This is a genomic window from Cryptosporangium arvum DSM 44712, assembly GCF_000585375.1.
Taxonomy (GTDB): domain Bacteria; phylum Actinomycetota; class Actinomycetes; order Mycobacteriales; family Cryptosporangiaceae; genus Cryptosporangium; species Cryptosporangium arvum.
In genome coordinates, this window is sequence record NZ_KK073874.1 from 1,567,471 (window position 1) to 1,589,030 (window position 21,560).

The 21,560-nt window shown below is 71.6% G+C and carries 19 protein-coding genes; 15 read left to right on the top strand and 4 right to left on the bottom strand.

The annotated features are described in order from the left end of the window. Positions 1-32: 32 nt before the first annotated feature. The 3 genes from CRYAR_RS07220 to CRYAR_RS07230 are packed head-to-tail and all read right to left on the bottom strand — an operon-like array spanning position 33 to position 3,581. Positions 33-1,718 carry a DUF885 domain-containing protein gene (locus tag CRYAR_RS07220; RefSeq protein WP_035849250.1) on the bottom strand — a complete coding sequence of 562 codons (1,686 nt, stop codon included), beginning with the start codon at positions 1,716-1,718 and terminating at the stop codon, positions 33-35. 15 nt (positions 1,719-1,733) lie between these two features. Continuing rightward, on the bottom strand, positions 1,734-2,753 hold the full coding sequence (locus tag CRYAR_RS07225) for a lysophospholipid acyltransferase family protein (protein ID WP_035849252.1): 1,020 nt from the start codon (positions 2,751-2,753) through the stop codon (positions 1,734-1,736). A gap of 3 nt (positions 2,754-2,756) precedes the next feature. Then, entirely contained in the window at positions 2,757-3,581 is an 825-nt protein-coding gene (locus CRYAR_RS07230; RefSeq protein ID WP_035849254.1) for a patatin-like phospholipase family protein, read from the bottom strand. 1,670 nt (positions 3,582-5,251) lie between these two features. On the opposite strand from CRYAR_RS07230, the gene CRYAR_RS49450 reads away from it, so the two are divergent. Together CRYAR_RS49450 and CRYAR_RS46855 are read left to right on the top strand one after the other, a co-directional pair. After that, positions 5,252-5,539 (top strand): hypothetical protein, encoded by a 288-nt coding sequence (locus CRYAR_RS49450; RefSeq protein ID WP_245620411.1) that lies wholly within the window; start codon positions 5,252-5,254, stop codon positions 5,537-5,539. A 491-nt stretch (positions 5,540-6,030) separates the two neighbouring features. Then, the gene (locus CRYAR_RS46855) at positions 6,031-6,807 is read left to right on the top strand and encodes a hypothetical protein (RefSeq protein ID WP_157017449.1); all 777 of its coding nucleotides are present in this window, start codon (positions 6,031-6,033) and stop codon (positions 6,805-6,807) included. A gap of 160 nt (positions 6,808-6,967) precedes the next feature. Here CRYAR_RS46855 and CRYAR_RS07245 read toward each other — a convergent pair whose 3' ends face one another. Then, positions 6,968-7,162, bottom strand: coding sequence for a hypothetical protein (locus CRYAR_RS07245; RefSeq protein ID WP_035849258.1), 195 nt, complete (start codon positions 7,160-7,162; stop codon positions 6,968-6,970). Positions 7,163-7,301: 139 nt separating this feature from the next. Here CRYAR_RS07245 and CRYAR_RS07250 point away from each other — a divergent pair, with 139 nt between their 5' ends. From CRYAR_RS07250 to CRYAR_RS07310, 13 genes are all read left to right on the top strand, one after another. Beyond that, a complete protein-coding gene (locus tag CRYAR_RS07250) occupies positions 7,302-9,230 on the top strand; it encodes a TIGR03960 family B12-binding radical SAM protein (protein ID WP_035849260.1) in 1,929 nt (642 codons plus the stop codon). A gap of 20 nt (positions 9,231-9,250) precedes the next feature. Next, positions 9,251-10,072: a TIGR03936 family radical SAM-associated protein gene (locus CRYAR_RS07255; RefSeq protein ID WP_035849262.1), complete on the top strand. Its 822-nt coding sequence runs from the start codon at positions 9,251-9,253 to the stop codon at positions 10,070-10,072. 122 nt (positions 10,073-10,194) lie between these two features. Further along, a complete protein-coding gene (locus tag CRYAR_RS07260) occupies positions 10,195-13,596 on the top strand; it encodes a ribonuclease E/G (protein WP_051569879.1) in 3,402 nt (1,133 codons plus the stop codon). A 156-nt stretch (positions 13,597-13,752) separates the two neighbouring features. Then, positions 13,753-14,079 carry a 50S ribosomal protein L21 gene (gene rplU, locus CRYAR_RS07265; protein WP_035849265.1) on the top strand — a complete coding sequence of 109 codons (327 nt, stop codon included), beginning with the start codon at positions 13,753-13,755 and terminating at the stop codon, positions 14,077-14,079. An 11-nt stretch (positions 14,080-14,090) separates the two neighbouring features. After that, positions 14,091-14,348 (top strand): 50S ribosomal protein L27, encoded by a 258-nt coding sequence (gene rpmA / locus CRYAR_RS07270; RefSeq protein WP_035849268.1) that lies wholly within the window; start codon positions 14,091-14,093, stop codon positions 14,346-14,348. Positions 14,349-14,441: 93 nt separating this feature from the next. Then, positions 14,442-15,893, top strand: a complete 1,452-nt coding sequence (obgE, locus tag CRYAR_RS07275; protein ID WP_035849270.1) for a GTPase ObgE — start codon at positions 14,442-14,444, stop codon at positions 15,891-15,893. Further along, positions 15,890-16,987: a glutamate 5-kinase gene (gene proB, locus CRYAR_RS07280; protein ID WP_035849273.1), complete on the top strand. Its 1,098-nt coding sequence runs from the start codon at positions 15,890-15,892 to the stop codon at positions 16,985-16,987. The genes obgE and proB overlap by 4 nt, the downstream gene beginning before the upstream one ends. A 33-nt stretch (positions 16,988-17,020) precedes the next feature. After that, positions 17,021-18,283 (top strand): glutamate-5-semialdehyde dehydrogenase, encoded by a 1,263-nt coding sequence (locus CRYAR_RS07285; protein ID WP_035849275.1) that lies wholly within the window; start codon positions 17,021-17,023, stop codon positions 18,281-18,283. 83 nt (positions 18,284-18,366) lie between these two features. Further along, the gene (gene nadD / locus CRYAR_RS07290; RefSeq protein WP_063725675.1) at positions 18,367-18,969 is read left to right on the top strand and encodes a nicotinate-nucleotide adenylyltransferase; all 603 of its coding nucleotides are present in this window, start codon (positions 18,367-18,369) and stop codon (positions 18,967-18,969) included. A gap of 130 nt (positions 18,970-19,099) precedes the next feature. Beyond that, entirely contained in the window at positions 19,100-19,345 is a 246-nt protein-coding gene (locus CRYAR_RS07295) for a hypothetical protein (protein ID WP_035849281.1), read from the top strand. Between the two features lie 177 nt (positions 19,346-19,522). Continuing rightward, positions 19,523-19,909 carry a ribosome silencing factor gene (gene rsfS / locus CRYAR_RS07300; protein WP_035849283.1) on the top strand — a complete coding sequence of 129 codons (387 nt, stop codon included), beginning with the start codon at positions 19,523-19,525 and terminating at the stop codon, positions 19,907-19,909. Then, positions 19,906-20,601, top strand: a complete 696-nt coding sequence (locus tag CRYAR_RS07305; RefSeq protein ID WP_063725676.1) for a histidine phosphatase family protein — start codon at positions 19,906-19,908, stop codon at positions 20,599-20,601. The genes rsfS and CRYAR_RS07305 overlap by 4 nt, the downstream gene beginning before the upstream one ends. Before the next feature lie 9 nt (positions 20,602-20,610). Next, positions 20,611-21,462 (top strand): DegV family protein, encoded by an 852-nt coding sequence (locus CRYAR_RS07310; RefSeq protein WP_035849286.1) that lies wholly within the window; start codon positions 20,611-20,613, stop codon positions 21,460-21,462. The last annotated feature ends 98 nt before the right edge of the window (positions 21,463-21,560 follow it).

Genomic DNA, 21,560 nt, shown 5'->3' on the forward strand with positions numbered 1-21,560 from the left:
GGTGCGGGGTTCACGCCCCGCACCCCGATTCGCTAGGCGGCTTTCGACGCCGCGATCCACCGGTCGACGACGTCGGCCAGGACGGCCAGGGGGAGCGAACCCCCGGCCAGGACCACGTCGTGGAAGGCCGAGAGCTCGAAGGAATCACCGAGCTCCTTCGTGGCTCGGGCCCGCAGCGACTGGATCTCCAGCCGGCCGACCATGTACGACAGCGCCTGCCCGGGATACGCGATGTACCGATCGATCTCGGTCGCGCACTCCTTCTCCGACACCGGCGTGTGCGTGAGCATCCAATCCAGCGCCTGCTGCCGCGACCACCCCATCGCGTGGATCCCGGTGTCCACGACCAGCCGTCCGGCCCGCCACGAATCGGTCGCGAGTACCCCGAGACGCGCCACGTCGTCGGAGTACAACCCCATCTCGTCGGCCAGACGCTCGCAGTACAGCCCCCACCCCTCGGCGTAGGCGGTGTCGTTGAGCAGCCGCCGCGCCAGCGGCAGCGCGGTGAGCTCCTGGGCCAGCGAGATCTGGAAGTGGTGCCCCGGCACGGCCTCGTGGAACGCCACGACCTCGGCCATGTGCCGGTTGCGCTCGGTCGGCGCCGACGTGTTCAGGAAGTAGGTGCCCTTCCGCGACCCGTCGATCGCCCCCGGCAGGTAGTACGCCGGCGGCGCACCCGGTGCCGCGGCCGCCGGAACCGGTTCCACGACGCACTCGGTCGAGGGGAGACGCCCGAACCAGCCCGGTGCGGCCGCCCACGCCCGGTCGACGGCGGACCGCGCCTGCGCGAGCATCTCCTCGCTGTCGGAGTAGCGCAGCGCGGGGTCGGTACGCAGACGCCGGAAGATCTCGGTCTGGTCGCTGGTGCCGAAGACCCGGCTGCCGGTCTCGGCGTACTCCGCCTCCAGCGCGCTGATGATCTGCAGGCCGACCTGGTGCAGCTCCTCCGGCGTGCGGTTCGTGGAGGTGTGCTTGCGCGCCAGCGTCGCGTAGATCCGCTCACCGCCGGGTAGGTAGGTGAGCCCCACCCGGTCGTCGGGGCGGCCGGCCGGCAGCATCTCGTCGCGCAGCAGATCGCGGTAGGTGGTGAGGGCGGGAACCACCGCCTCGGCGAGCAACCGATCGCGTTCGGTGGCGAACGCCTCCTGGTCGGCGACGCCGGGGCCACCGGCCACCCGCAGGCCCGAGAGGTCCTCGTCGGCGAGCACCCGGTCGAGGTGGTCGATCGCGGCCCGCACCAGCGACGCGATCGGCACCCGACCGGCCGCGACGCCTTCCCGGTGCCGCTCGCCGACCGCGGCGAAGTACGACGGGAACTGCCCGAGCCGGGCCAGGAAGCCGGCCGCCTTCTCCGGCGTGACCAGCGGCACGCGGGGCAGCAGGTCGATCAGCGTGGCCGCGGGGGCCACGAAGAAGTCGGTGATCGTCCACTCGACCGTGCGCAGCTCGGAAACCTCTCTCGTGGTGCCCGCGACGTGCGCCACGAAGTCCCGGGTCTGCCGGTCGGTCTCGCTCGTGACCTCGAGCGCGGCGGCGCGATCGGCCAGGTCACCGAAGAGGGCGCCGTAGCGCTCCTCGGCCGCCAGCGTCATGTCGGCCAGGCCGTCGTCGTAGCCGGGCAGGCCCAGGAGCGACGCGCCGAGGGGATCGGACTGACATACCAGCTCGAGCAGCTCATCAGCGAGTGAGGAAGCCGTTACGGAGGGATCGAGAGTCACGAGGAAAACCGTACGTCAACCGGACGGACGATGTTCCTCGATCCAGTCGTCGATGCGCTCCCACCATCCGTAGAGCCATTCGACCTGTTGGTCGGCGTCGTCGCGGGGGACCTCGGCCGCGGGCACGAGCCAGAACCGCATCGTGATCGTCTTGTCCATCGGCAGCTCACGCCACACGTCGGCGACCGTGAGCATGTGGTCGAGTCCGGTGTGGGCGACGAGCAACACGTCGGCGTCCTCCGGCGCGGCCGTCAGCGCGGCCACCACGCCACCGGGGCGCGGCGCCAGCACGTGGATCATTTCCTCGGCGCGCTGGGCGGCCCGGTGCAGACCACGTTTCTTGAGGCTCGCGATGATCTTCGCGCGGCGCTTCGGGGTGAAGTTGCCGCCCTCCGGGAAGATCACGAACGCGTCGTTCTCGTCCAGGCCGGTGGCCAGCGCCGCGATCTGGGCCTCGACCGCGTCGCCGCTGGCACCGGGGTTCGGCGAGATGAACCGGCTCGGCAGCCGGTTGAGCAGCACGTCGACCGCCGGATCCCACTGCATCGTGTCTTTGAGGACGATCCGGGGCTCGCGCGCGTACTTGTTGATGAGCGCGTTCGTCAGCAGGAACGAGTCGCCGGGACCGGCGTGCCGGCAGAGCACCAGCAGCGGCCGCCCGGGATGGGCGTCGGGGTCGGGCCCGTCGGTCGTGATCTTCAGCTTGAGCACGCGCCCGGCCTGCTTCGAGGCGATCTTCAGCACCCACCCGACCAGCTGGTAGTGCCGGACCTGGAATTTCGGGCTGCGCACCCGGGTGGCGCTGCACCCCGCGGCCAGCCACAACCCGAACAGCTCGATCAGGACGACGAGCTCCATGACCAGGTAGACGGCCACGAGCCAGACGACCCGGAGCAGCCGGCGGCGGCCCTTTAAGCCGATCGAGACCAGGCCCACCCCCAGCAGCCAGATCGGCATCGTGAGCAGCAGCCCGAACAGGATGCCGGCGAACGCCGGAGCCACGACGACGCGGCGGAACCACCGGGGGATCGGCATTCGTCAGACCAATCCGCTCTCGACCAGGTAGGCGGCACTGGCGCGGTAGGCGCTCTCGATCCGCGGTTCGATCCGGTTGAACGACCGGTAGGCGAGCGGACCGGACGTGTCCGACGACAGGCCGGTGGGTAGCACGTGCACCTCGATGTTCGTCGGCAGCGACGCCATGTCACGGGCGAACCGGTGCCGCCGGGCGATCTCGAACGAGACCATCGCCACCTCCCAGGGTCTGGTCGGCACCTGCAGCGGGCGCTCGATGCGGCCGACCTGGAGGACGAACACCTGGTCGGCTCCGAGTTCGATCGCGCGGCTGACCGGGATGCTGTTGACCAATCCGCCGTCGAGATAGTGCTCGCCGTCGATTTTCACCGGCGGCAGCAAACCGGGCACCGCGCAGGAGGCGAGTACCGCGTCGATGAGAGGGCCCTCGCTGAACCACCGCTCGGCGGCACGCTCGATCGAGGCGGCGCAGCACTGGAACGTCGTCGGGAGATCTTCGAAGGTCAGGTCTTTGAGCGGAGCGAGCAGCGCACGCAGCGGCTGGGCCGTGTGGGCGTGGGTGCCGCTGCGGACGAGCTGGCCGACCTGGCGGGCGACGTTCGCGCGGAAGACGTCCTTGGCGGCGGTGGAGGACCAGAGCTCGGTGAGCCGTTCCTCGGCCTCCTGCGGCGGCACCGCGGCGATGACGACGCCGTTCAGCGCGCCGATCGACGTGCCGACCACGAGATCGGGGTGGATGCCGGCCTCGTAGAGCGCGCGGACCATGCCGACCTCGACAGCGCCGAGGACGCCACCCCCTCCGAGGACGAATCCGACGGTACGGCCCATGCTGCGATCCTCACACGCCGGTACGACAGGACCGGGCGCGGCCCGGAGTGTCGACATCGGATCCCGTGTTTACTCTTGGTGGTTTTCGGTTGGGTCTTCGGTCTACTACTGGGTTTTCCGTCGGCTACGTTGGCGCAGGGGGTTAACACGGACGCTGAGGTCCTTCCCGTACCTGATAGCAAGGATGGTCATGACCGGCGACTACCCACCCTCGGACGGATCGCCTCACCCGCGTTCGGTGGGGTGGGCGGCCGGGGCCCCGGCGCGACCAGGGGCGTCGCCGGACCGTGCGGAGTCTCCGGAGGGCCCCGAGGACGAGTCGGGGGGCTTGTCGCGGACCGGCTTGATCCAGCGGATCGAGCAGCGCCGGAACCGTCCGGACGAGCGGGGACGACACCCGGACGACGGCGACTACTACCTGGACTATCTGCAAACGGCGGGGCATCGGGTATTAGGGCCGGCCGACGGGGGAGATGCGTGGTCGGACGACGGCCGGCCTCCGGGGCGGGACGATTCGGACGCCGGCCGGGGGTGGGGTGAGGACGCTCCGGAGCCGGATTCGGGTCGTTCTCCGGTGCCGCGGTTCGAGGAGCCTCGGTACGAGGAGCCTCTGTACGACGACGAGTCGTCGTATCCCGAGCGGGGGCGTTCGCGGCGGCGGGGTGCGGAGGACGTGGAGTCGCGGTACGAGGACGAGCCGTATCCCGAGTCGGGCCGGTCGCGGCGCCGGGAAGCGGAGCCGCCCTACGACGAGGAACGCGGGCCTTCGCGACGCGGCGGGGAGCCGTATCCCGCTGGTGAGGGGCGTTCGTCCCGACGCGGTGCCGACGATTCGACCCGCCCGATCGAGGGCGGCCGGGCCGCCGCCCGCCGGGCTCGGGAGGCCGCGGAGGCGCGGGGTCACGACGCGGTCGCGGAGGCGCGAGGTTACGACGCGGCCGTGGAGGCGCGAGGTTACGACGCGGCCGTGGAGGCGCGGGGGTACGACCCGGTGTCGGAGGGGTATGACCCGGCGGCGGCGCGGGGGTATGACCCGGCCGCGGGCGAGCGGGGGTACGAATCCGAGGGCCGTTCGAGGCGAGATCCGGACGACTCGGGCGGCTGGTCGACCGGTGACTTGGACCCGGCGTGGGAGAACCGGGAGTCGGGCCGCTCCGGGCGGGCGAGCGCTTCGGTCCCTCGCCAGCGTGGGAGCCGCGACTTCACTGACCGCGACTTCACTGACCGCGACTTCACTGACCGCGGTGGCGCCGACCGCGATGGCGCCGACCGCGATGGCGCTGGCCGTGATGCGATCCGCGGCGTTACCGACCGTGACGCGATCCGAGGCCGCGATGCCGATCGGGATGCGCTCCGCGACCCGGGTGACCGCCGCCATGGCACCCACGAGCCTGCTTCCCGCGAATCCCGGGGCCGCGAGTCCGGGGGTCGTGAGTCCGGGAGTCGTAACCCCGAAAGCCGTGAGCCCGGGAGTCGTGAGCCCGGGAGTCGTGAGCCCGGGAGTCGTGAGTCCGGGGGTCGTGAGTCCGGGGGGCGTGAACCGGGGAGCCGTGAGCCCGGGAGTCGCGAGGCTGGTGGCCGTGAGCCCGGGAGCCGTGGGCGCGCCGGTCGGGAGCCGGGTAGTCGCGAGTCCGGTCGCCGGGACCCGGACGGTCGCGAGCGCCGAGCCCGTGAGCCTCGTGAGCCCGGTGGCCGGGATCCGGTTCGGGACACCGGCGATCGGGGTCGCGGCGCTCGGGAGCCCGGCGGCCGGGATGCCGGCGATCGGAAGTACGGCGGCCGCGAACCCGCTGATCGGGACGCGGTTCGCGACACCGGCGGGCGGGGCCGCGACACCGGCGGGCGGGGCCGCGACACCGGCGGGCGGGGCCGCGGCTCCGGCGGGCGTGACCGCGACACCGGCGACCGCGACACCGGCGAGCGAGGCATCGGCGGGCGGGCCTCCGGCGCTCCGGTGAGCGGCGCTGCCCAGGTGAGCGTCGCTGCCCCGGTGAGCGGCGCTGCCCCGGTCTACGGCGCGGTGTCCGTGAACGGGGTGGCCCCGGTCAGCGGCTCGGCCCCCACCCGCGGCGCCGCCTCGGTAGGCGGCGTGGCCCCCGTGAGCGGCGCGGCCCACGACTACGACGCCTACTACGACCACGACGCACCCCCTAGGTACGGCGGACCTCACGGGCACGGCGAACCCCTCGAGCACGGCGAACCCCACAGGCACGGCGGACCCCATGCGCACGGCGGACCCCACGGGCAGGGCGCGTCGCACGGTCGTGGAAGCTCGCCCGGCCGAGGTGCAGCACCCGTGGGTGCCGTGGCCCCGGTGAGCGGCTCGGCTCCCCGCCGGGGTGCAGCTGCCGTAGCCCCGGTGAGCGGCTCCGCGCCTCGCCGAGGTGCGGCGTCCGTCGGTGGCGTGGCCCCGGTGAGCGGCTCGGCTCCCGGCCGAGGTGCGGCATCGGTGGGCGGCGTGGCCTCGGTGGGTGGTGTCGCCCCGGTGAGCGGCACCGCGCCGGGGCGGGGCGCCGCTGCGGTGGGTGGCGTGGCTCCGGTCAGCGGATCTGCGCCCGGTCGGGGCGCCGCCGCCGTCGGGGGAGTGGCCCCGGTGAGCGGCTCCGCTCCAGGACGAGGCGCGGCCCCGGTGTACGGCGCCGGACCCGCGAGCGGCGCGGCCTCGGTGGGCGCCAACCCGGCCGGCTCGTTCGGCGGGCCAGCACCGGCGAACGCGCCCGGCACCGCGCCCCCGATCTACAACGGCGCCCCAGCGGTCGGCGGAGCAGCGGTCGGCGGAGTAGCAGCCGTCGGAGGCGCCGCCCCCGCCGTACCGATGGGCGGAGTCGCCCCGGTCAGCGGCGCGGCCTCCGGCCCGACCGCCCCGGTCGGCTGGAACGTCACCGGCGACATTCCCTCCGCCTGGTCCGAGGACCGCCCCCGCGGAGCCTCGCTCGAACCGCCGGACTTGGGTCCCAGCGCGACCCAGCCGATCTTCACCAAGATGATGCTGCTCGGCCTCACCGGCGCCGGCCTCGTGATCGCGATCGTGTCGTGCCTGCTCGGCTCGGTCGTCGGCATCCCGCTGCGCGGCGAATCGGCCCCCGAGGTCAACGTGAAGGTGTCGGTCTCGCCGTCGCCCGTCTACGTCACGGTCACGCCGAGCGCCCCCGACGGAGCCGCCCCCAGCGACGGCACCCCTAGCGACGGCACCCCCGACCCCGGCGACGGCGCCCCCACCCCCTGACGACCGACCCAGGAACACCAAAAAGGCCCATAGCTACTCCGCTATGGGCCTTCGCTGTCTACTGTGGCGCCCCACCTACGATGGCGAGGGGAGCATCGTCGCCGTCACCTGATTCGACAGCTCATTGGTGCGTACGGTCTCGGGGAGGTCCCGGCCGGCGTCAGTCGAGGTCGGTCTCGATGCCGTGCCGGGTGAGGGTGTGCACGGCGGCGTCAGAACCGCCGGCGTGTGAAGCCAGCTCCGCGAAAGCGCGGCGCTCGCCCTTCTCATCGACGAGACGGGCCCAGGCGTCCCGGGCGTGCCGGGCCGACCGTGCACGCACCAGGGCGTTCGCGTCGGTTCCGGAGAAAAACATGTCGCACTCCTACTCTTCCGGGCGCTCCTTGCGCCCACGTCAACTGTAACGATCCAGAAGGCGGTCGTCATCCGCTGGAGGACGTGATCGTGGTCATGGCTCCGACGCTTCCCGGCCGACCAGTACCCTGGGGATCACTATGAGCGTCCAGTCGGTCTTCCCTCGCCTCGAAAACCTGCTCCCCAAGGTGCAGAAGCCGATCCAGTACGTCGGTGGCGAGCTGAACTCCACGATCAAGGACTGGGACGCCCACCCGGTGCGGTGGGCGCTCATGTACCCCGACGCCTACGAGGTGGGCCTGCCCAACCAGGGCATCCAGATCCTCTACGAGATCCTCAACGAGCGCCCCGACGCGCTCGCCGAGCGCACCTACGCGGTCTGGCCCGACCTCGAGAAGCTCATGCGTGAGAACGACGTCCCGCAGTTCACCGTCGACGCGCACCGTCCGGTGAGGGCTTTCGACGTGCTTGGCGTCTCCTTCGCCACCGAGCTCGGCTACACCAACCTGCTCACCGCGCTGGATCTCGCCGGCATCCCGATGAACAGCGCGGACCGCACCGAGGACCACCCGATCGTGCTCGCCGGCGGTCACGCCGCGTTCAACCCCGAGCCGATCGCCGACTTCATCGACGCCGCGGTGCTCGGCGACGGCGAAGAGGCCGTCAACGAGATGACCGACGTCATCCGCGACTGGAAGGCCGAGGGTCGCCCGGGCGGCCGCGACGAGGTGCTGCTGCGCCTGGCCCGCACCGAGGCCGTCTACGTCCCGCGCTTCTACGACGTCGACTACCTGCCTGACGGCCGCATCCAGCGGGTCGTGCCCAACCGGGCCGACGTGCCGTTCCGCATCCGCAAGCGCACGACGATGGACCTCGACGCCTGGCCGTACCCGAAGCAGCCGCTGGTGCCGCTGGCCGAGACCGTGCACGAGCGCGCCAGCGTCGAGATCTTCCGGGGCTGCACCCGGGGCTGCCGCTTCTGCCAGGCGGGCATGATCACCCGGCCGGTCCGTGAGCGGTCGATCACCGGCATCGGCGAGATGGTCGACGCGTCGCTCAAGGCGACCGGCTTCCAGGAGGTCGGGCTGCTGAGCCTGAGCAGCGCCGACCACTCCGAGATCGCCGAGGTCACGAAAGACCTGGCCGACCGCTACGAAGGCACGAGCACGTCGCTGAGCCTGCCCTCCACCCGCGTCGACGCGTTCAACATCGACCTCGCGAACGAGCTGTCGCGCAACGGCCGCCGCTCGGGCCTCACGTTCGCCCCCGAGGGCGGCAGCGAGCGCCTGCGTCGCGTCATCAACAAGATGGTGAGCAAGGACGACTTGATCCGCACGGTCACGGCGGCCTACTCCGCGGGCTGGACGCAGGTCAAGCTCTACTTCATGTGCGGGCTCCCGACCGAGACCGACGAGGACGTCCTCGAGATCGCCGAGATGGCGCACGACGTCATCCGGGCCGGTCGCCAGGCCGCCGGTCGTAAAGACATCCGCTGCACGGTCAGCATCGGTGGATTCGTCCCGAAGCCGCACACTCCGTTCCAGTGGGCGGCCCAGGAGGACCCCGACGTCGTCGACGACCGGCTGCGCAAGTTGCGCCAGGCCATCAACGCCGACCGCGGCCTCGGCAAGGCGATCGGCTACCGCTACCACGACGGCAAGCCGAGCCTGATCGAAGGCCTGCTCAGCCGCGGAGACCGCCGGGTCGGCCGGGTCATCCGGAAGGTCTGGGAAGAGGGCGGCCGGTTCGACGGCTGGCACGAGCACTTCTCCTACGAGCGCTGGATCGACGCCGCCAAGACGGAGTTGGAGCCACTCGGTGTGAGCCTCGCCTGGTTCACCACCCGGGAGCGCGAGGAGCTGGAGGTCCTGCCCTGGGACCACCTCGACTCCGGTCTGGACAAGGAGTGGCTCTGGGACGACTGGCAGGACGCGCTCGACTCGGTCGAGCAGGACGACTGCCGCTGGACGCCGTGCTTCGACTGCGGCGTTTGTCCCACGATGGACACCGAGATCCAGATCGGCCCCACCGGTAAGCGGCTTCTGCCGCTAACGGTAGTTAACAGCTGAAGGAGCCCGCCCTGTCTCGAATGCCCGACGGTCCGCCGCCGCCACCAGTCGTCCAGCGAGTCCGGCTCCGGTACACCAAACGTGCCCGGCTCCGCTTCACCTCGCACCGCGACTTCGCCCGCGCGTTCGAGCGGGCACTCCGCCGTGGCGGCGTACCGATCGCGTATTCGGCCGGGTTCAGCCCGCACCCGAAGGTCTCCTACGTCGGTGCGGCGCCGACCGGTGTGGCCAGCGAGGCGGAGTACCTGGAGATCGGCCTCGCCAAGGTCGTCGACGTCGAGCAGGTCCGGCAGATGCTCGACCGGGCGCTGCCGCCGGGTATCGACATCCTGGAGGCGGTGGAGGCCACCGGCGGGTCGCTGCCGGATCGAATCGACGCTTCCGAGTGGCGAATCGAGCTTCCCGGGGTAAGCACCGTTCGGGCGCAGTCGGCCGTGGCTGCGTTGCTGGCGGCCGGGACCGTGCCCGTCGAGCGTCGGACAAAAAGCGGTCAGCGGACGATCGATGTGCGATCTGCGCTGGTCAGCGTGGTTGTAGTGGAGGAGGTGGGGCCGGCCGGAACGACAGGTACCGCCTCCACCGAGGCCGAGCCGGGAGTGTCCACGGCTGACGCGGACGTTCCCTGTGCGATAATGATTTGCGTTGTACGGCATACGACACCCGCTGTACGACCCGATGACATCCTGACCGGTCTGCGCCACGTGGTTGCCAGCGCCGATCTGGACCCGGCGGAGCCACCCCGCGCCACACGTCTGGCGCAGGGAGCCCTCACCGCCGAAGGCCGGATCGACGACCCGCTCGAGGCCGACCGCGGCGGGCTCGCCATCGGTGCGTCGACCTAACCGGCGCGAATAAGAGACTCGGCGGTCGTCGGATTCTCCGGCTTCCGCTTGACAGCACCGATACGACACGCCCCTGAGTGGCCGCGGACACGCGCCCGGGGGCGGACGGGAGACTTGCCCGGATGCTCGACAACGAGCTGACCGGGGCCGGTTCGGCGGGGGAGATCCCCACCGGACAGACCACCGGTAGCACCACTAGTGACAGTTCCGCCGCCTCGACCGGCGCCGGCGCTCCGACGACCCCGGAACCGGCCGCGCGCCCCGCACGGCGACGTGCGGCCCGCCGACCGGCCGGGCCGCCGGCCGACCCGCCGTCGAACGGCCCCGATCTACCGGCCGACGCCGTGCCGGCGGCGGTGATCGCGCCGTCACCCGCGCCCGCTGACGACACGAACGCCGCTGACCTCGCCGACCCGGCGTGGCCCGTCGTGCCCGCTCCGGTGGCCGACGAGCCCGCTGCGGCCGAGCCGGCCCCGCGCCGCCGAGCCACCCGCTCGCGCCGCCGCGCGGCCGAGCCCGAGGCCGTCCCCGACGCGCCCTCGACCAGCGAGACCCCTGGCGTGCCCGCGGCGAGCGCCGAGGCCCCAGCCGGGCCCGCCCTGGCCGAGCCAGCCACGGCCGAGCCCGCCACGACGGAGGCCCCGGCCGACCCGACGCCGCCCGACGTGGCCGTCGAGGTCACCCCACCCCGTGCCCGCCGTCGCCGCCGCGCGGCCGGCGCCGAGCCCGAGGCCACCGAGCCACCGGTCGCGGCCAGCACGGTGACCAGCGGGGTCGCCGACCAGCCTCCGGCCGCGACCGAGGCCGCGGTCGTCGAGGAGACGCCCGCGCCGACCTCACGCCGTCGTCGGCGGTCCGCCGGCGCTCCCGCGGCGACCACCGGGGCCGACGCGCCCGAACCGATCGCTGCGGGCGACGGCGCCTCCGTGACGTCGGCACCGAAGACGGACGTGCCCGACGCCGGTGCCGCGGAAGCGGCCACCGGCGAGCCGGGCCTGCGCACCGCCGACACCCCGTTCGCCGGCACGGAAGCGGCGGAGCAGCCGTCCACGCACCGCACCCGCGTCCGCCGGGCTCCGATGGTCACGTTCATGGCGCCCGACCCGGCCGCGGTGCCGTTCCGGGCCCCCGAGCCCGAACCCGAGCCGGTCGAGGACGAGATCGAGCCGGCCGACGAGCTCGAAGACACCGAAGACACCACGAACGACGAGACCACCGCCGACGCCGACGCGGACGCGGACGCCGACAGCGACGAGGACGGCAGCGACGAGAGCCGCCGCCGTCGCCGCCGGGGTCGCCGGGGCCGGGGCCGCGGCCGGGGCGAGAACGGCGGGGAGGCCGGCGACGCCGACTCCGACGAGCAGTCCGCGGACGACGAGTCCGACCCGACCGCCTCCGACGAAACCGACGAAGCGGACGACGAGTCCGCCGACGGTGCCGCCGACGGTGACGAGGACGGCGGCACCAGCCGTCGTCGCCGCCGTCGTCGCCGCCGGGGAGCCGGTGACGCCGAGGTCTCCAGCGACGACCCGCCGAACACCGTGGTCAAGGTGCGGCAGCCGGCTCCGGCCGCGCCGCCCCGCTCGATCGAGGACGAGGTCCAGGGCGTCAAGGGCTCGACCCGCCTGGAGGCGAAGCGTCAGCGTCGCCGCGAAGGCCGGGAGAGCAACCGCCGGCGTCCGCCGGTGTTGTCCGAGGCCGAGTTCCTGGCCCGCCGGGAGGCCGTCGAGCGGGTGATGGTCGTCCGCCAGGTCGGTGACCGCACCCAGATCGCGGTGCTCGAGGACGACGTCCTGGTCGAGCACTACGTGACGAAGGCCAGTTCCGCCGCGTACGCGGGCAACGTGTACCTCGGCCGGGTGCAGAACGTGCTGCCGAGCATGGAAGCGGCGTTCGTCGACATCGGCAAGGGCCGCAACGCGGTGCTCTACGCCGGTGAGGTGAACTGGGACGCCGCTGGGCTGGAGGGTCGCCCGCGCAAGATCGAGGCCGCGCTCCGGAGCGGCGACTCGGTGCTCGTGCAGGTCACTAAGGACCCGATCGGACACAAGGGCGCCCGCCTGACCAGCCAGGTCAGCCTGCCGGGCCGCTTCCTGGTCTACGTCCCCGAGGGGCAGATGACCGGCATCAGCCGGAAGCTGCCCGACACCGAGCGCAAGCGCCTCAAAGACATCCTCAAGAAGATCGTGCCCGAGAACGCCGGTGTGATCATCCGCACCGCGGCCGAGGGCGCCAGCGAGGCCGAGCTGACGCACGACGTCGAGCGGCTCGAGGCGCAGTGGCAGGCGATCAAGGAGAAGTCGACGAAGGGCAGCGCGCCTTCGCTGCTGAACGCCGAGCCCGACCTGGTCATCCGGGTCATCCGGGACGTCTTCAACGAGGACTTCTCCAAGCTCGTCGTGTCCGGCACCGAGGCCTGGCCGGAGGTGGAGGAGTACGTGCGTGACATGTCTCCCGACCTGGCCGAGCGGCTCGTGCACCACACCGCCGAGACCGACGTCTTCGCGGCCTACCGCATCGACGAGCAGCTCATGAAGGCGCTCGACCGCAAGGTGTGGCTGCCGAGCGGCGGTTCGCTGGTGATCGACCGCACCGAGGCCATGACGGTCGTCGACGTCAACACCGGCAAGTTCACCGGGCAGGGCGGGAACCTCGAGGAGACGGTCACCCGCAACAACCTGGAGGCCGCCGAGGAGATCGTCCGCCAGCTCCGGCTGCGCGACATCGGCGGCATCATCGTCATCGACTTCATCGACATGGTGCTCGAGGGCAACCGCGAGCTCGTCCTCCGCCGCCTGACCGAGTGCCTCGGCCGGGACCGGACGAAGCACCAGGTCGCCGAGGTGACGTCGCTGGGGCTGGTGCAGATGACCCGCAAGCGGGTCGGCCAGGGCCTGCTGGAGGCGTTCAGCGAGACCTGCGAGACGTGCCGCGGCCGGGGCGTCATCATCCACAGCGAGCCGTTGATCGGTCGCCAGACCGGCGGGAACGGCTCCAACGGGGGCAACGGCGGGAACGGCCATCAGCACGCCGAACCGGCCGTGGCCGAGGTCAAGGAGGGCCGTCGCAGCCGCCGGAAGCGCGGTGGTGGCGGCGGGGGCGAGCCGGTCGGGCCGACGGCGGCTCCGGCGGTGGCCGCGGCCGCGGCGGCGATCCACGCCGCGAGCGCCCGTGCGGTCGCCGTGCCGGCCGACGATGACGACGACGACGCGCTCGTCGTCGACGAGATCGTCGAGGCCGAGGGTGACCTCGCGTACGACGTTCCCGACGCGGAGATCGAGCCGGTCGTGACGAGTGGCGCCGCCACGGCGCACATCGCCGCGGCTGCCACGGTCGAGGACACCGACCCGCTGAAGCCCGCGGACCAGATGGTCGTCAACGGTGTCGCAACTGTTCCGGCGATCGCCGAGCCCGCACCGGACGAGGTGCTCGTCGGTGAGCCGGCGCCGGTGAAACGGCCTCGGCGAGCCCGCCGGGCCGCGTCGCGTCCGGCCGGGCCACCGGAGGGGGCAGAGGCCGACTGACCTGGGCCGAGACCCTCGGTTCGTCGTTCGCGCACCCGGTACGGTAGTCTTTCCGTTGGCGCGTTCGCCGCGCCCCCGCTGTCTGCGCGCTAGTAGGCCAGGCAAGCACGCACGTCAGTTCATTGTCTTCCAGAGCAGGTAGGAGACCCGCGTCTCATGTACGCCATCGTCAAGACCGGCGGCAAGCAGTACAAGGTGGCGGTCGGCGACGTCGTCGAGGTCGAGAAGATCTCGGGCGCGCCCGGTGACGCGATTACGCTGCCGGCTCTGCTCGTCGTCGACGGTGAGGGTGACAAGGTGGACGTCACCCACGAGGCGGCCAAGCTTGCGGCCTTCACCATCTCCGGTGAGGTCGTGGCCCACACCAAGGGCCCCAAGATCAAGATCCACAAGTACAAGAACAAGACCGGCTACCACAAGCGTCAGGGTCACCGTCAGCCGCTGACCCAGATCAAGGTCACCGGGATCGAGAGCGGGAAGTAGGTCTTAGCGACATGGCACACAAGAAGGGCGCATCGTCCTCCCGTAACGGGCGTGACTCCGCCGCCCAGCGGCTGGGTGTGAAGCGCTTCGGCGGTCAGGTCGTGAAGGCCGGCGAGATCATCGTCCGCCAGCGCGGCACCCACTTCCACCCGGGCGACCTCGTCGGCCGCGGTGGCGACGACACGCTGTTCGCGCTGGCTCCGGGCGCGGTGACGTTCGGCAACAAGCGTGGTCGCAAGACGATCAGCATCGTCCCGGCGGAGGCCTGAGCCCGCCGGGTAGCGCAGTAAACAAAGGCGGGTCGGGCATACCGACCCGCCTTTGTCGTGTTCACCTTCTGACATCAAGATTGAGGAGTCACCGTGGCGACGTTCGTCGACCGAGTGGTGCTGCACGTCACCGCCGGTGATGGCGGCCACGGATGTGCCTCCGTGCACCGCGAGAAGTTCAAGCCGCTCGGCGGCCCCGACGGTGGCAACGGCGGCAAGGGTGGTGACGTCGTACTCGTCGTGGACCCGCAGGTGCACACGCTGCTCGACTTCCACTACCGGCCCCACGCCAAGGCGACGAACGGCCGCCCCGGGATGGGCGCGAACCGTTACGGAGCGAACGGCACCGATCTGGAACTGCGCGTCCCTGACGGCACCGTGGTGCAGGCCGAGGACGGCGAGATCCTCGCCGACCTGACCGGCGTCGGCACCCGGTACGTGGTGGCGCAGGGCGGTCACGGTGGTCTGGGCAACGCGGCGCTGGCCACGGCCAAGCGCAAGGCGCCCGGGTTCGCGCTGCTCGGCGAGCCCGGCGAGAGCCACGACGTCGTCCTCGAACTCAAGAGCGTCGCCGACGCCGGGCTCGTCGGTTTCCCGAGCGCCGGGAAGTCCTCGCTGATCGCGGTCGTGTCGGCGGCACGGCCGAAGATCGCCGACTACCCGTTCACGACGCTGGTGCCGAACCTGGGTGTCGTGACCGCGGGCGAGACCGTCTTCACGATCGCTGACGTGCCGGGACTGATCCCGGGCGCGGCCACCGGGCGCGGCCTCGGGCTGGACTTCCTGCGCCACATCGAGCGCACCGCCGTGCTGGTGCACGTCGTCGACACCGCCACCGAGGAGCCGGGGCGTGACCCGGTCGCCGACATCGACGCGCTCGAGGCCGAGCTCGCCGCCTACGGTGGCCTGGAGGACCGGCCGCGGCTGGTCGTGCTCAACAAGGTCGACGTGCCGCACGGCCGGGAGATGGCCGAGATCATCCGGCCCGACCTGGAGGCGCGCGGCTACCGGGTGTTCGACGTCTCGACCGTGACCCGGGAAGGGCTCAAGCCGCTGCTGTTCGCGCTCGCGGCGATCGTCGAGGAGGAGCGGGAGCGGCGTGGTGCGCCGGACCCGACCCGGATCGTGCTGCGGCCGGCCGCCGTGGACGAGACGCCGTTCACCGTGGAGCCCGACGACGAGGGCGGCTTCCTCGTGCGGGGCACCAAACCCGAGCGCTGGGTGCGCCAGACCGACTTCCAGAACGACGAGGCCGTGGGTTACCTCGCGGACCGGCTGGCGAAGCTGGGCGTCGAGGAGGAGCTGGCGAAGTCCGGTGCGCACGCGGGCGACGCGGTGACGATCGGCGGCGTGACGTTCGACTGGGAGCCGACGCTCGGCGGAGCGGCCGAGGTGCTGCTGACCCGTCGTGGCGAGGACCCCCGCCTCGCGCTCACCGACCGGGCCGGTGCGTCCGATCGGCTGCTCGCACGTCGTCGGCGCCGGGGGCAGAACCCGGAGAAGGGCGGCGAGCGCGGCATCCACGACTACGGCGACGATCTATGAGGTCGGCCGTCGCGGGCGCGCAGCGGATCGTCGTGAAGATCGGTTCGTCGTCGTTGACCGTCCGCGGGGGCCGGCTGGCCACCGAGCGGATCGACGCGCTCGTCGACGTGCTGGCCGAGCGGCGGAAAGCCGGCGCGCAGATCGTGCTGGTGTCGTCGGGGGCGATCGCGGCCGGGATCGCGCCGCTGGGGCTCTCCCGGCGCCCGCGTGATCTGGCCACCCAGCAGGCCAGCGCTTCGGTGGGGCAGATGCTGCTGGTGGCACGCTACGCGGCCTCGTTCGAGCGGTACGGCCTGACCGTGGGCCAGGTCCTGCTGACCGCGGACGACATGATCCGCCGGGCGCACTACCGCAACGCGAGCCGCAACTTCGAGCGGCTGCTGGAGCTCGGCGTGGTGCCGATCGTCAACGAGAACGACGCGGTGGCCACGGACGAGATCCGGTTCGGTGACAACGACCGGCTGGCCGCGCTGGTGGCGCACCTGCTCCGAGCGGACGCGCTGGTGCTGCTCTCGGACGTCGACGGGCTGTACTCGGGGGACCCTCGTCAGCCCGGGGCACGTCTCGTTTCCACAGTTCTGTCCGCTGCTGATCTGAACGATGTCGTGGCCGGCTCGGTGGGCGCTTCCGGGGTCGGTACCGGAGGCATGGCGAGCAAGGTCGCGGCGGCGCAGGTCGCGACGTCGGCCGGTGTGCACGTGGTGTTGACATCGGCGCCGAGAGCGGCCGACGCGCTGGCCGGGGCCGACGTGGGTACGTACTTCGCGCCGACCGGCCGTCGGCTGCCGACGCGGCTGCTCTGGCTGCGGCACGCCACCACGCCGCGCGGGCACCTGGTGCTCGACGACGGTGCGGTGGAGGCGGTCGTCTCGCGGCGGGCGTCGCTGCTCTCGGCCGGGATCACCGCGGTGTCGGGGGACTTCGTGGCGGGGGACCCGGTGGATCTGGTCTCGTCCGCGGGAATGTCGGTGGCTCGTGGTTTGGTCGCCTACGACGCTTCGGAGCTGCCGCCGCTGCTCGGGAAATCCACGCACGCGGTCGGGCCGAAGTACCGACGCGAAGTCGTTCACCGGGACGACCTCGCGTTGCTCTAAGATTGTTGAACAATCTAGGCGAAGGAGCAGGCGATGACGACCGAGCAGGAGGTCCGCGCCGTCGCGGCCCGGTCCAAGGAGGCCGCCGCCGAGCTCGCGCCGCTCTCCCGGGCCGAGAAGGACGCGGCGCTGCTGGCGATGGCCGACGCGCTGGTCGCGGCGTCCGCGTCGGTGCTCGCCGCCAACGAGCGCGACCTGTCCGCGGGCCGGGAGGCCGGGCTCGCCGAGGGCTTGCTCGACCGGCTGGCGCTCTCCGAGGAGCGCATTGCCGGGATGGCGCAGGGCCTGCGCGACGTCGCCGGCCTGCCCGACCCGATCGGCGAGGTCGTGCGCGGGTACACGCTGCCCAACGGCCTGGAGGTGCGCCAGATCCGGGTGCCGCTCGGTGTCGTCGGGATCATTTACGAGGCGCGTCCGAACGTGACCGTCGATGCCGCGGGGCTGTGTCTGAAGAGCGGTAACGCCGCTCTGCTGCGGGGGTCGGCGTCGGCGCACCACTCGAACACCGCGCTCGTCGGGGTGCTGTCGGAGGCAGCCGCGAAGGCCGGTCTGCCGGCCGACGCGGTGCAGCTGGTGCCGGGGGTCGACCGGGAGTCGGTCACCCATCTGATGCGGGCCCGCGGCCTGGTCGACGTGATCATTCCGCGCGGTGGCGCCGGGCTGATCAAGAACGTCGTCGAGAACTCGATCGTGCCGGTGATCGAGACCGGCGTCGGCAACTGCCACGTCTACGTCGACGCGGCGGCCGACCTGGAGATGGCCGCGTCGATCACGATGAACTCGAAGGTGCAGCGGCCGAGCGTGTGCAACGCGGCCGAGACGCTGCTCGTGCATTCGTCGGTGGCGGCCACCTTCCTGCCGGTGGTCGGGGCGCAGTTGCACGAGGCCGGCGTCACGCTGCACGTGGACTCCAGGGCTGCGGCCTCGGTGCCGTCGGGGCCGCTGACCGTGCCGGCCACGGACGCCGACTGGGAGACCGAGTACAACTCGCTTGACCTCGCGGTCCGGGTCGTCGACTCAGTAGACGAGGCCGTCGCGCACATCCGGCGCTGGGGGAGTGGGCACACCGAGGCGATCGTCTCGTCCGACACCCGGGCGATCCGGCGCTTCAGCTCGCGCCTGGACAGCGCGGCCGTGATGGTGAACGCGTCCACCCGGTTCACCGACGGTGGCGAGTTCGGCTTCGGGGCCGAGATCGGCATTTCGACGCAGAAGCTGCACGCGCGCGGTCCGATGGGCCTGCCGGAGATGACGAGCACCTCCTACCTGGTGACCGGCGACGGACACGTGCGGTGAGGCGTTCGGTTCGATGACGTGACGAGGCTCCCAATCCGGTTGGGCTTCCGGGGTCTTCGCGGCCGAGATGCGAAGATTTTCGGATGAGTGAAGGGCGTCCGCCCCGGCGGGTCGGGATCATGGGCGGCACGTTCGACCCGATCCATCACGGCCACCTCGTCGCGGCCAGCGAGGTCGCGAACATCTTCGCGCTCGACGAGGTCGTCTTCGTCCCCACCGGCAACCCGTGGCAGAAGGACGACGCCAAGGTCAGCCCGGCCGAGGACCGCTACCTGATGACGGTGATCGCCACCGCGTCGAACCCGCGGTTCTCGGTCAGCCGGGTCGACGTCGACCGCCCCGGTCCGACCTACACGATCGACACGCTGCGTGATCTGCGGCGCCTGCGCGGGCCCGACGTCGAGTTGTTCTTCATCACCGGTGCGGACGCGTTGTCGGCGATCCTCTCCTGGAAGGACGTCGACGAGCTCTTCGGCCTGGCCCACTTCATCGGGGTCACGCGGCCCGGCTACACGCTCTCCGACGACCACCTCCCGCAGGACGCGGTGACGCTCGTCGACGTCCCGGCGATGGCGATCTCGTCCAGCGGGTGTCGTGACCGGGTTCGAGCGGGTTTGCCGGTTTGGTACCTGGTGCCGGACGGGGTCGTCCAATACATCGAGAAGCGGCGCCTGTACCGGCCGTAATCGCTTCTGTCGTCTCTGGACGGATGTTTCGCCGATAGCGGCCCACGGGCATTCATGCCGTGAGCTTCGTCAGCAGCTTATCTGTCCAGAAGGGGGCAGTGTCGAAATGAGGAACGCAGGCCGCGCGGTGATGGCGATCACCGTCACGTTGGTTTTAGTCATCTGTTTGGGGATCTTCTTCGTGCTGGCGAACGCCAACCAGACGAACATGATCGTGGACTTCGTGACTGACATCGGCCGATGGCTGACCACGCCGTTCCAGAACCTGTTCTGGATGGACAACCGTGACCAGGCGGTTCTCGTCAACTGGGGAATCGCGGCCGTGGTCTACCTGTTCGTCGGGTCGGCGCTGGCCCGGCTGGCGCGACGCGGCTGAGCTTTAACACCGAAGGACGCCCGGGTTCGCCCGGGCGTCCTTTTATTTTTCGACGTTTGTTACCTCGTGGGCTACGTTTCTGCTGCTGTTTCGACGTCGAGCGGCCGCACGCCGACGATCGGCGTCGGAACGTGAGACGCTTGATCCTGGAATTGTCAGTTACAGGAAGGGGCCGCCGTGGCCGTCTCCGCCCGAGCAAACGAGCTGGCGCTCGCCGCCGCCCAAGCCGCCTCCGACAAGCTCGCCACCGACATCGTCGTTCTCGACGTCAGCGAGCAGCTCGTCATCACCGACGCGTTCGTCATCGCCTCGGCGCCGAACGAGCGCCAAGTGTCGGCGATCGTCGACTCGGTCGAGGAGCGGCTGCTGGGGATGGGTGCCAAGCCGGTACGCCGCGAGGGCGAGCGCGAGGGCCGCTGGGTGCTGCTGGACTTCGTCGACATCGTCGTCCACGTCCAGCACGCCGAGGAGCGGTCGTTCTACGCCCTGGAGCGGCTCTGGAAGGACTGCCCGGTCATCCCGTTCGTGGACGCCGCACTGGCCGACACCGGTAACCAGCAGTGACCGCTCGCCGGGTCCTGATCTGGCGACACGGACGAACCGAATGGAACGCCGCCGGCCGGATCCAGGGCCAGACCGACGTCCCGCTCGACGAGACCGGAGTGCAGCAGGCACTCCAGGCCGCGCCGTACCTGGCGGCCGAGGAGCCGGACGCGATCGTCAGCAGTGACCTGCAGCGGGCGTTCCGGACGGCCGAGGCGCTGGCCGCGCTGACCGGGCTTCCGATTAGCGTCGACCCGCGGCTGCGCGAGACCGGTTTCGGCCCGTGGCAGGGGCTCTCGCACGCCGAGCTCGCCGAGCGCTGGCCGGCCGAGTACGCCGAGTGGAAGCGCGGCGAGACGCCGGAGGTGCCGGGGATCGAGCGTCCGGCCGAGGTCGTGGCCCGGATGCGCGACGCGCTCGCCGACGCGCTGGGCGCGGTCGACGGCACGCTCGTCGTCGTGTGCCACGGCGGCGCGGCCCGTCGTGCGGTGCAGGCGCTGACCGGCTGGAGCGACGAGGTGGCCGCGCAGCTCGCGGCGCTGGGCAACTGCCGGTGGACGGAGCTGCGCCTCTCGTCGACGCGGGGTTGGCGGCTGCACGCGCACAACGTCGGCCCGCTGACCGGGGCCGCGTCCAACGACGAGCCGTCGACGGCCGCCGATGCCGAGCCGGCCGCTGACGACGAGCTGATCAAGGCCTCGGAACGGGGCTAATGTTCGTGCATGGCACCGCACGTCGCCGTCGTCACGGACTCCACCTCCGACATCCCGCGTGACCTGGTGGCCCGGTACGACCTGACCGTGGTGCCGACGTTCGTCACGATCGGCGAGGTGACCGGGCGCGAGGGCGTCGACATCAGCTCGGCCGACGTCGCGGCCGCGTTGAAGCAGGGGCGTGGCCCGGTGACGACGTCCCGGGCCACACCGCATTCGCTCGGTGAGGCGTACCGGCTGGCGTTCGCGCGCGGGTACTCCTCGGTGGTTTCGATCCATTTGTCGGCCGGGCTGTCGGGGACGTACGAGGCGGCGATGCTGGCCTCGGCGTCGGCTCCCGGCCCGGTGACCGTGGTCGACTCGCGGTCGATCGCGATGGGGCTCGGCGCGGCCGTGCTCGAGGCCGCAGGTGTCGCGCAGGCGGGCGGATCCTCGTCCCAGGTGGCGTCGGCGGCCGTCGACGCGGTCGAGCGCAGCACCGTCTTGTTCTACGTGGACACTCTGGAGCACCTGCGTCGGGGCGGGCGGATCAGTGCCGCGGCCGCGTTGATCGGCACGACGCTGTCGGTGAAGCCGATCCTGCGCGTGGAGGACGGGCAGATCGTCGTGGCGGAGCGGGTGCGCACCTCGGCTCGGGCGTTGGCGAAGCTCGAAGCGCTGGCGGTCACGGCGGCGGGCGTCGACGGAGCGGACGTGGTGGTGCAGCACCTGGCCGCACCGGAGCAAGCGGAGGCGCTGCGGGAGCGGCTGTTCGAGCGGGTGCCCCGGCTGGGACGGGTGTTGATCGGCGAGGTCGGGCCGACGGTGGGGACCCATGTGGGCCCGGGCTTGGTCGGCGTGGCGGTGACCCGCCACAAGTAGCACACCGAGGGCCCGTGGGCGGCTGTCCACAGCGCGCCGGGTTGTGCACAGCCCGGGTTCTCGCGGCTCTCGGGGGCCGGCGAACGAGCCTAGGTTCG

Coding starts and splice junctions, on each gene's coding strand:
- CRYAR_RS07225 (WP_035849252.1), bottom strand. CDS start 2,753: ATGCCGATCCCCCGGTGGTTCCGCCGCGTCGTCGTGGCTCCGGCGTTC.
- CRYAR_RS07230 (WP_035849254.1), bottom strand. CDS start 3,581: ATGGGCCGTACCGTCGGATTCGTCCTCGGAGGGGGTGGCGTCCTCGGC.
- CRYAR_RS07245 (WP_035849258.1), bottom strand. CDS start 7,162: ATGTTTTTCTCCGGAACCGACGCGAACGCCCTGGTGCGTGCACGGTCG.
- CRYAR_RS07250 (WP_035849260.1), top strand. CDS start 7,302: ATGAGCGTCCAGTCGGTCTTCCCTCGCCTCGAAAACCTGCTCCCCAAG.
- CRYAR_RS07255 (WP_035849262.1), top strand. CDS start 9,251: ATGCCCGACGGTCCGCCGCCGCCACCAGTCGTCCAGCGAGTCCGGCTC.
- CRYAR_RS07260 (WP_051569879.1), top strand. CDS start 10,195: ATGCTCGACAACGAGCTGACCGGGGCCGGTTCGGCGGGGGAGATCCCC.
- rplU (WP_035849265.1), top strand. CDS start 13,753: ATGTACGCCATCGTCAAGACCGGCGGCAAGCAGTACAAGGTGGCGGTC.
- rpmA (WP_035849268.1), top strand. CDS start 14,091: ATGGCACACAAGAAGGGCGCATCGTCCTCCCGTAACGGGCGTGACTCC.
- proB (WP_035849273.1), top strand. CDS start 15,890: ATGAGGTCGGCCGTCGCGGGCGCGCAGCGGATCGTCGTGAAGATCGGT.
- CRYAR_RS07285 (WP_035849275.1), top strand. CDS start 17,021: ATGACGACCGAGCAGGAGGTCCGCGCCGTCGCGGCCCGGTCCAAGGAG.
- nadD (WP_063725675.1), top strand. CDS start 18,367: ATGAGTGAAGGGCGTCCGCCCCGGCGGGTCGGGATCATGGGCGGCACG.
- CRYAR_RS07295 (WP_035849281.1), top strand. CDS start 19,100: ATGGCGATCACCGTCACGTTGGTTTTAGTCATCTGTTTGGGGATCTTC.
- CRYAR_RS07310 (WP_035849286.1), top strand. CDS start 20,611: ATGGCACCGCACGTCGCCGTCGTCACGGACTCCACCTCCGACATCCCG.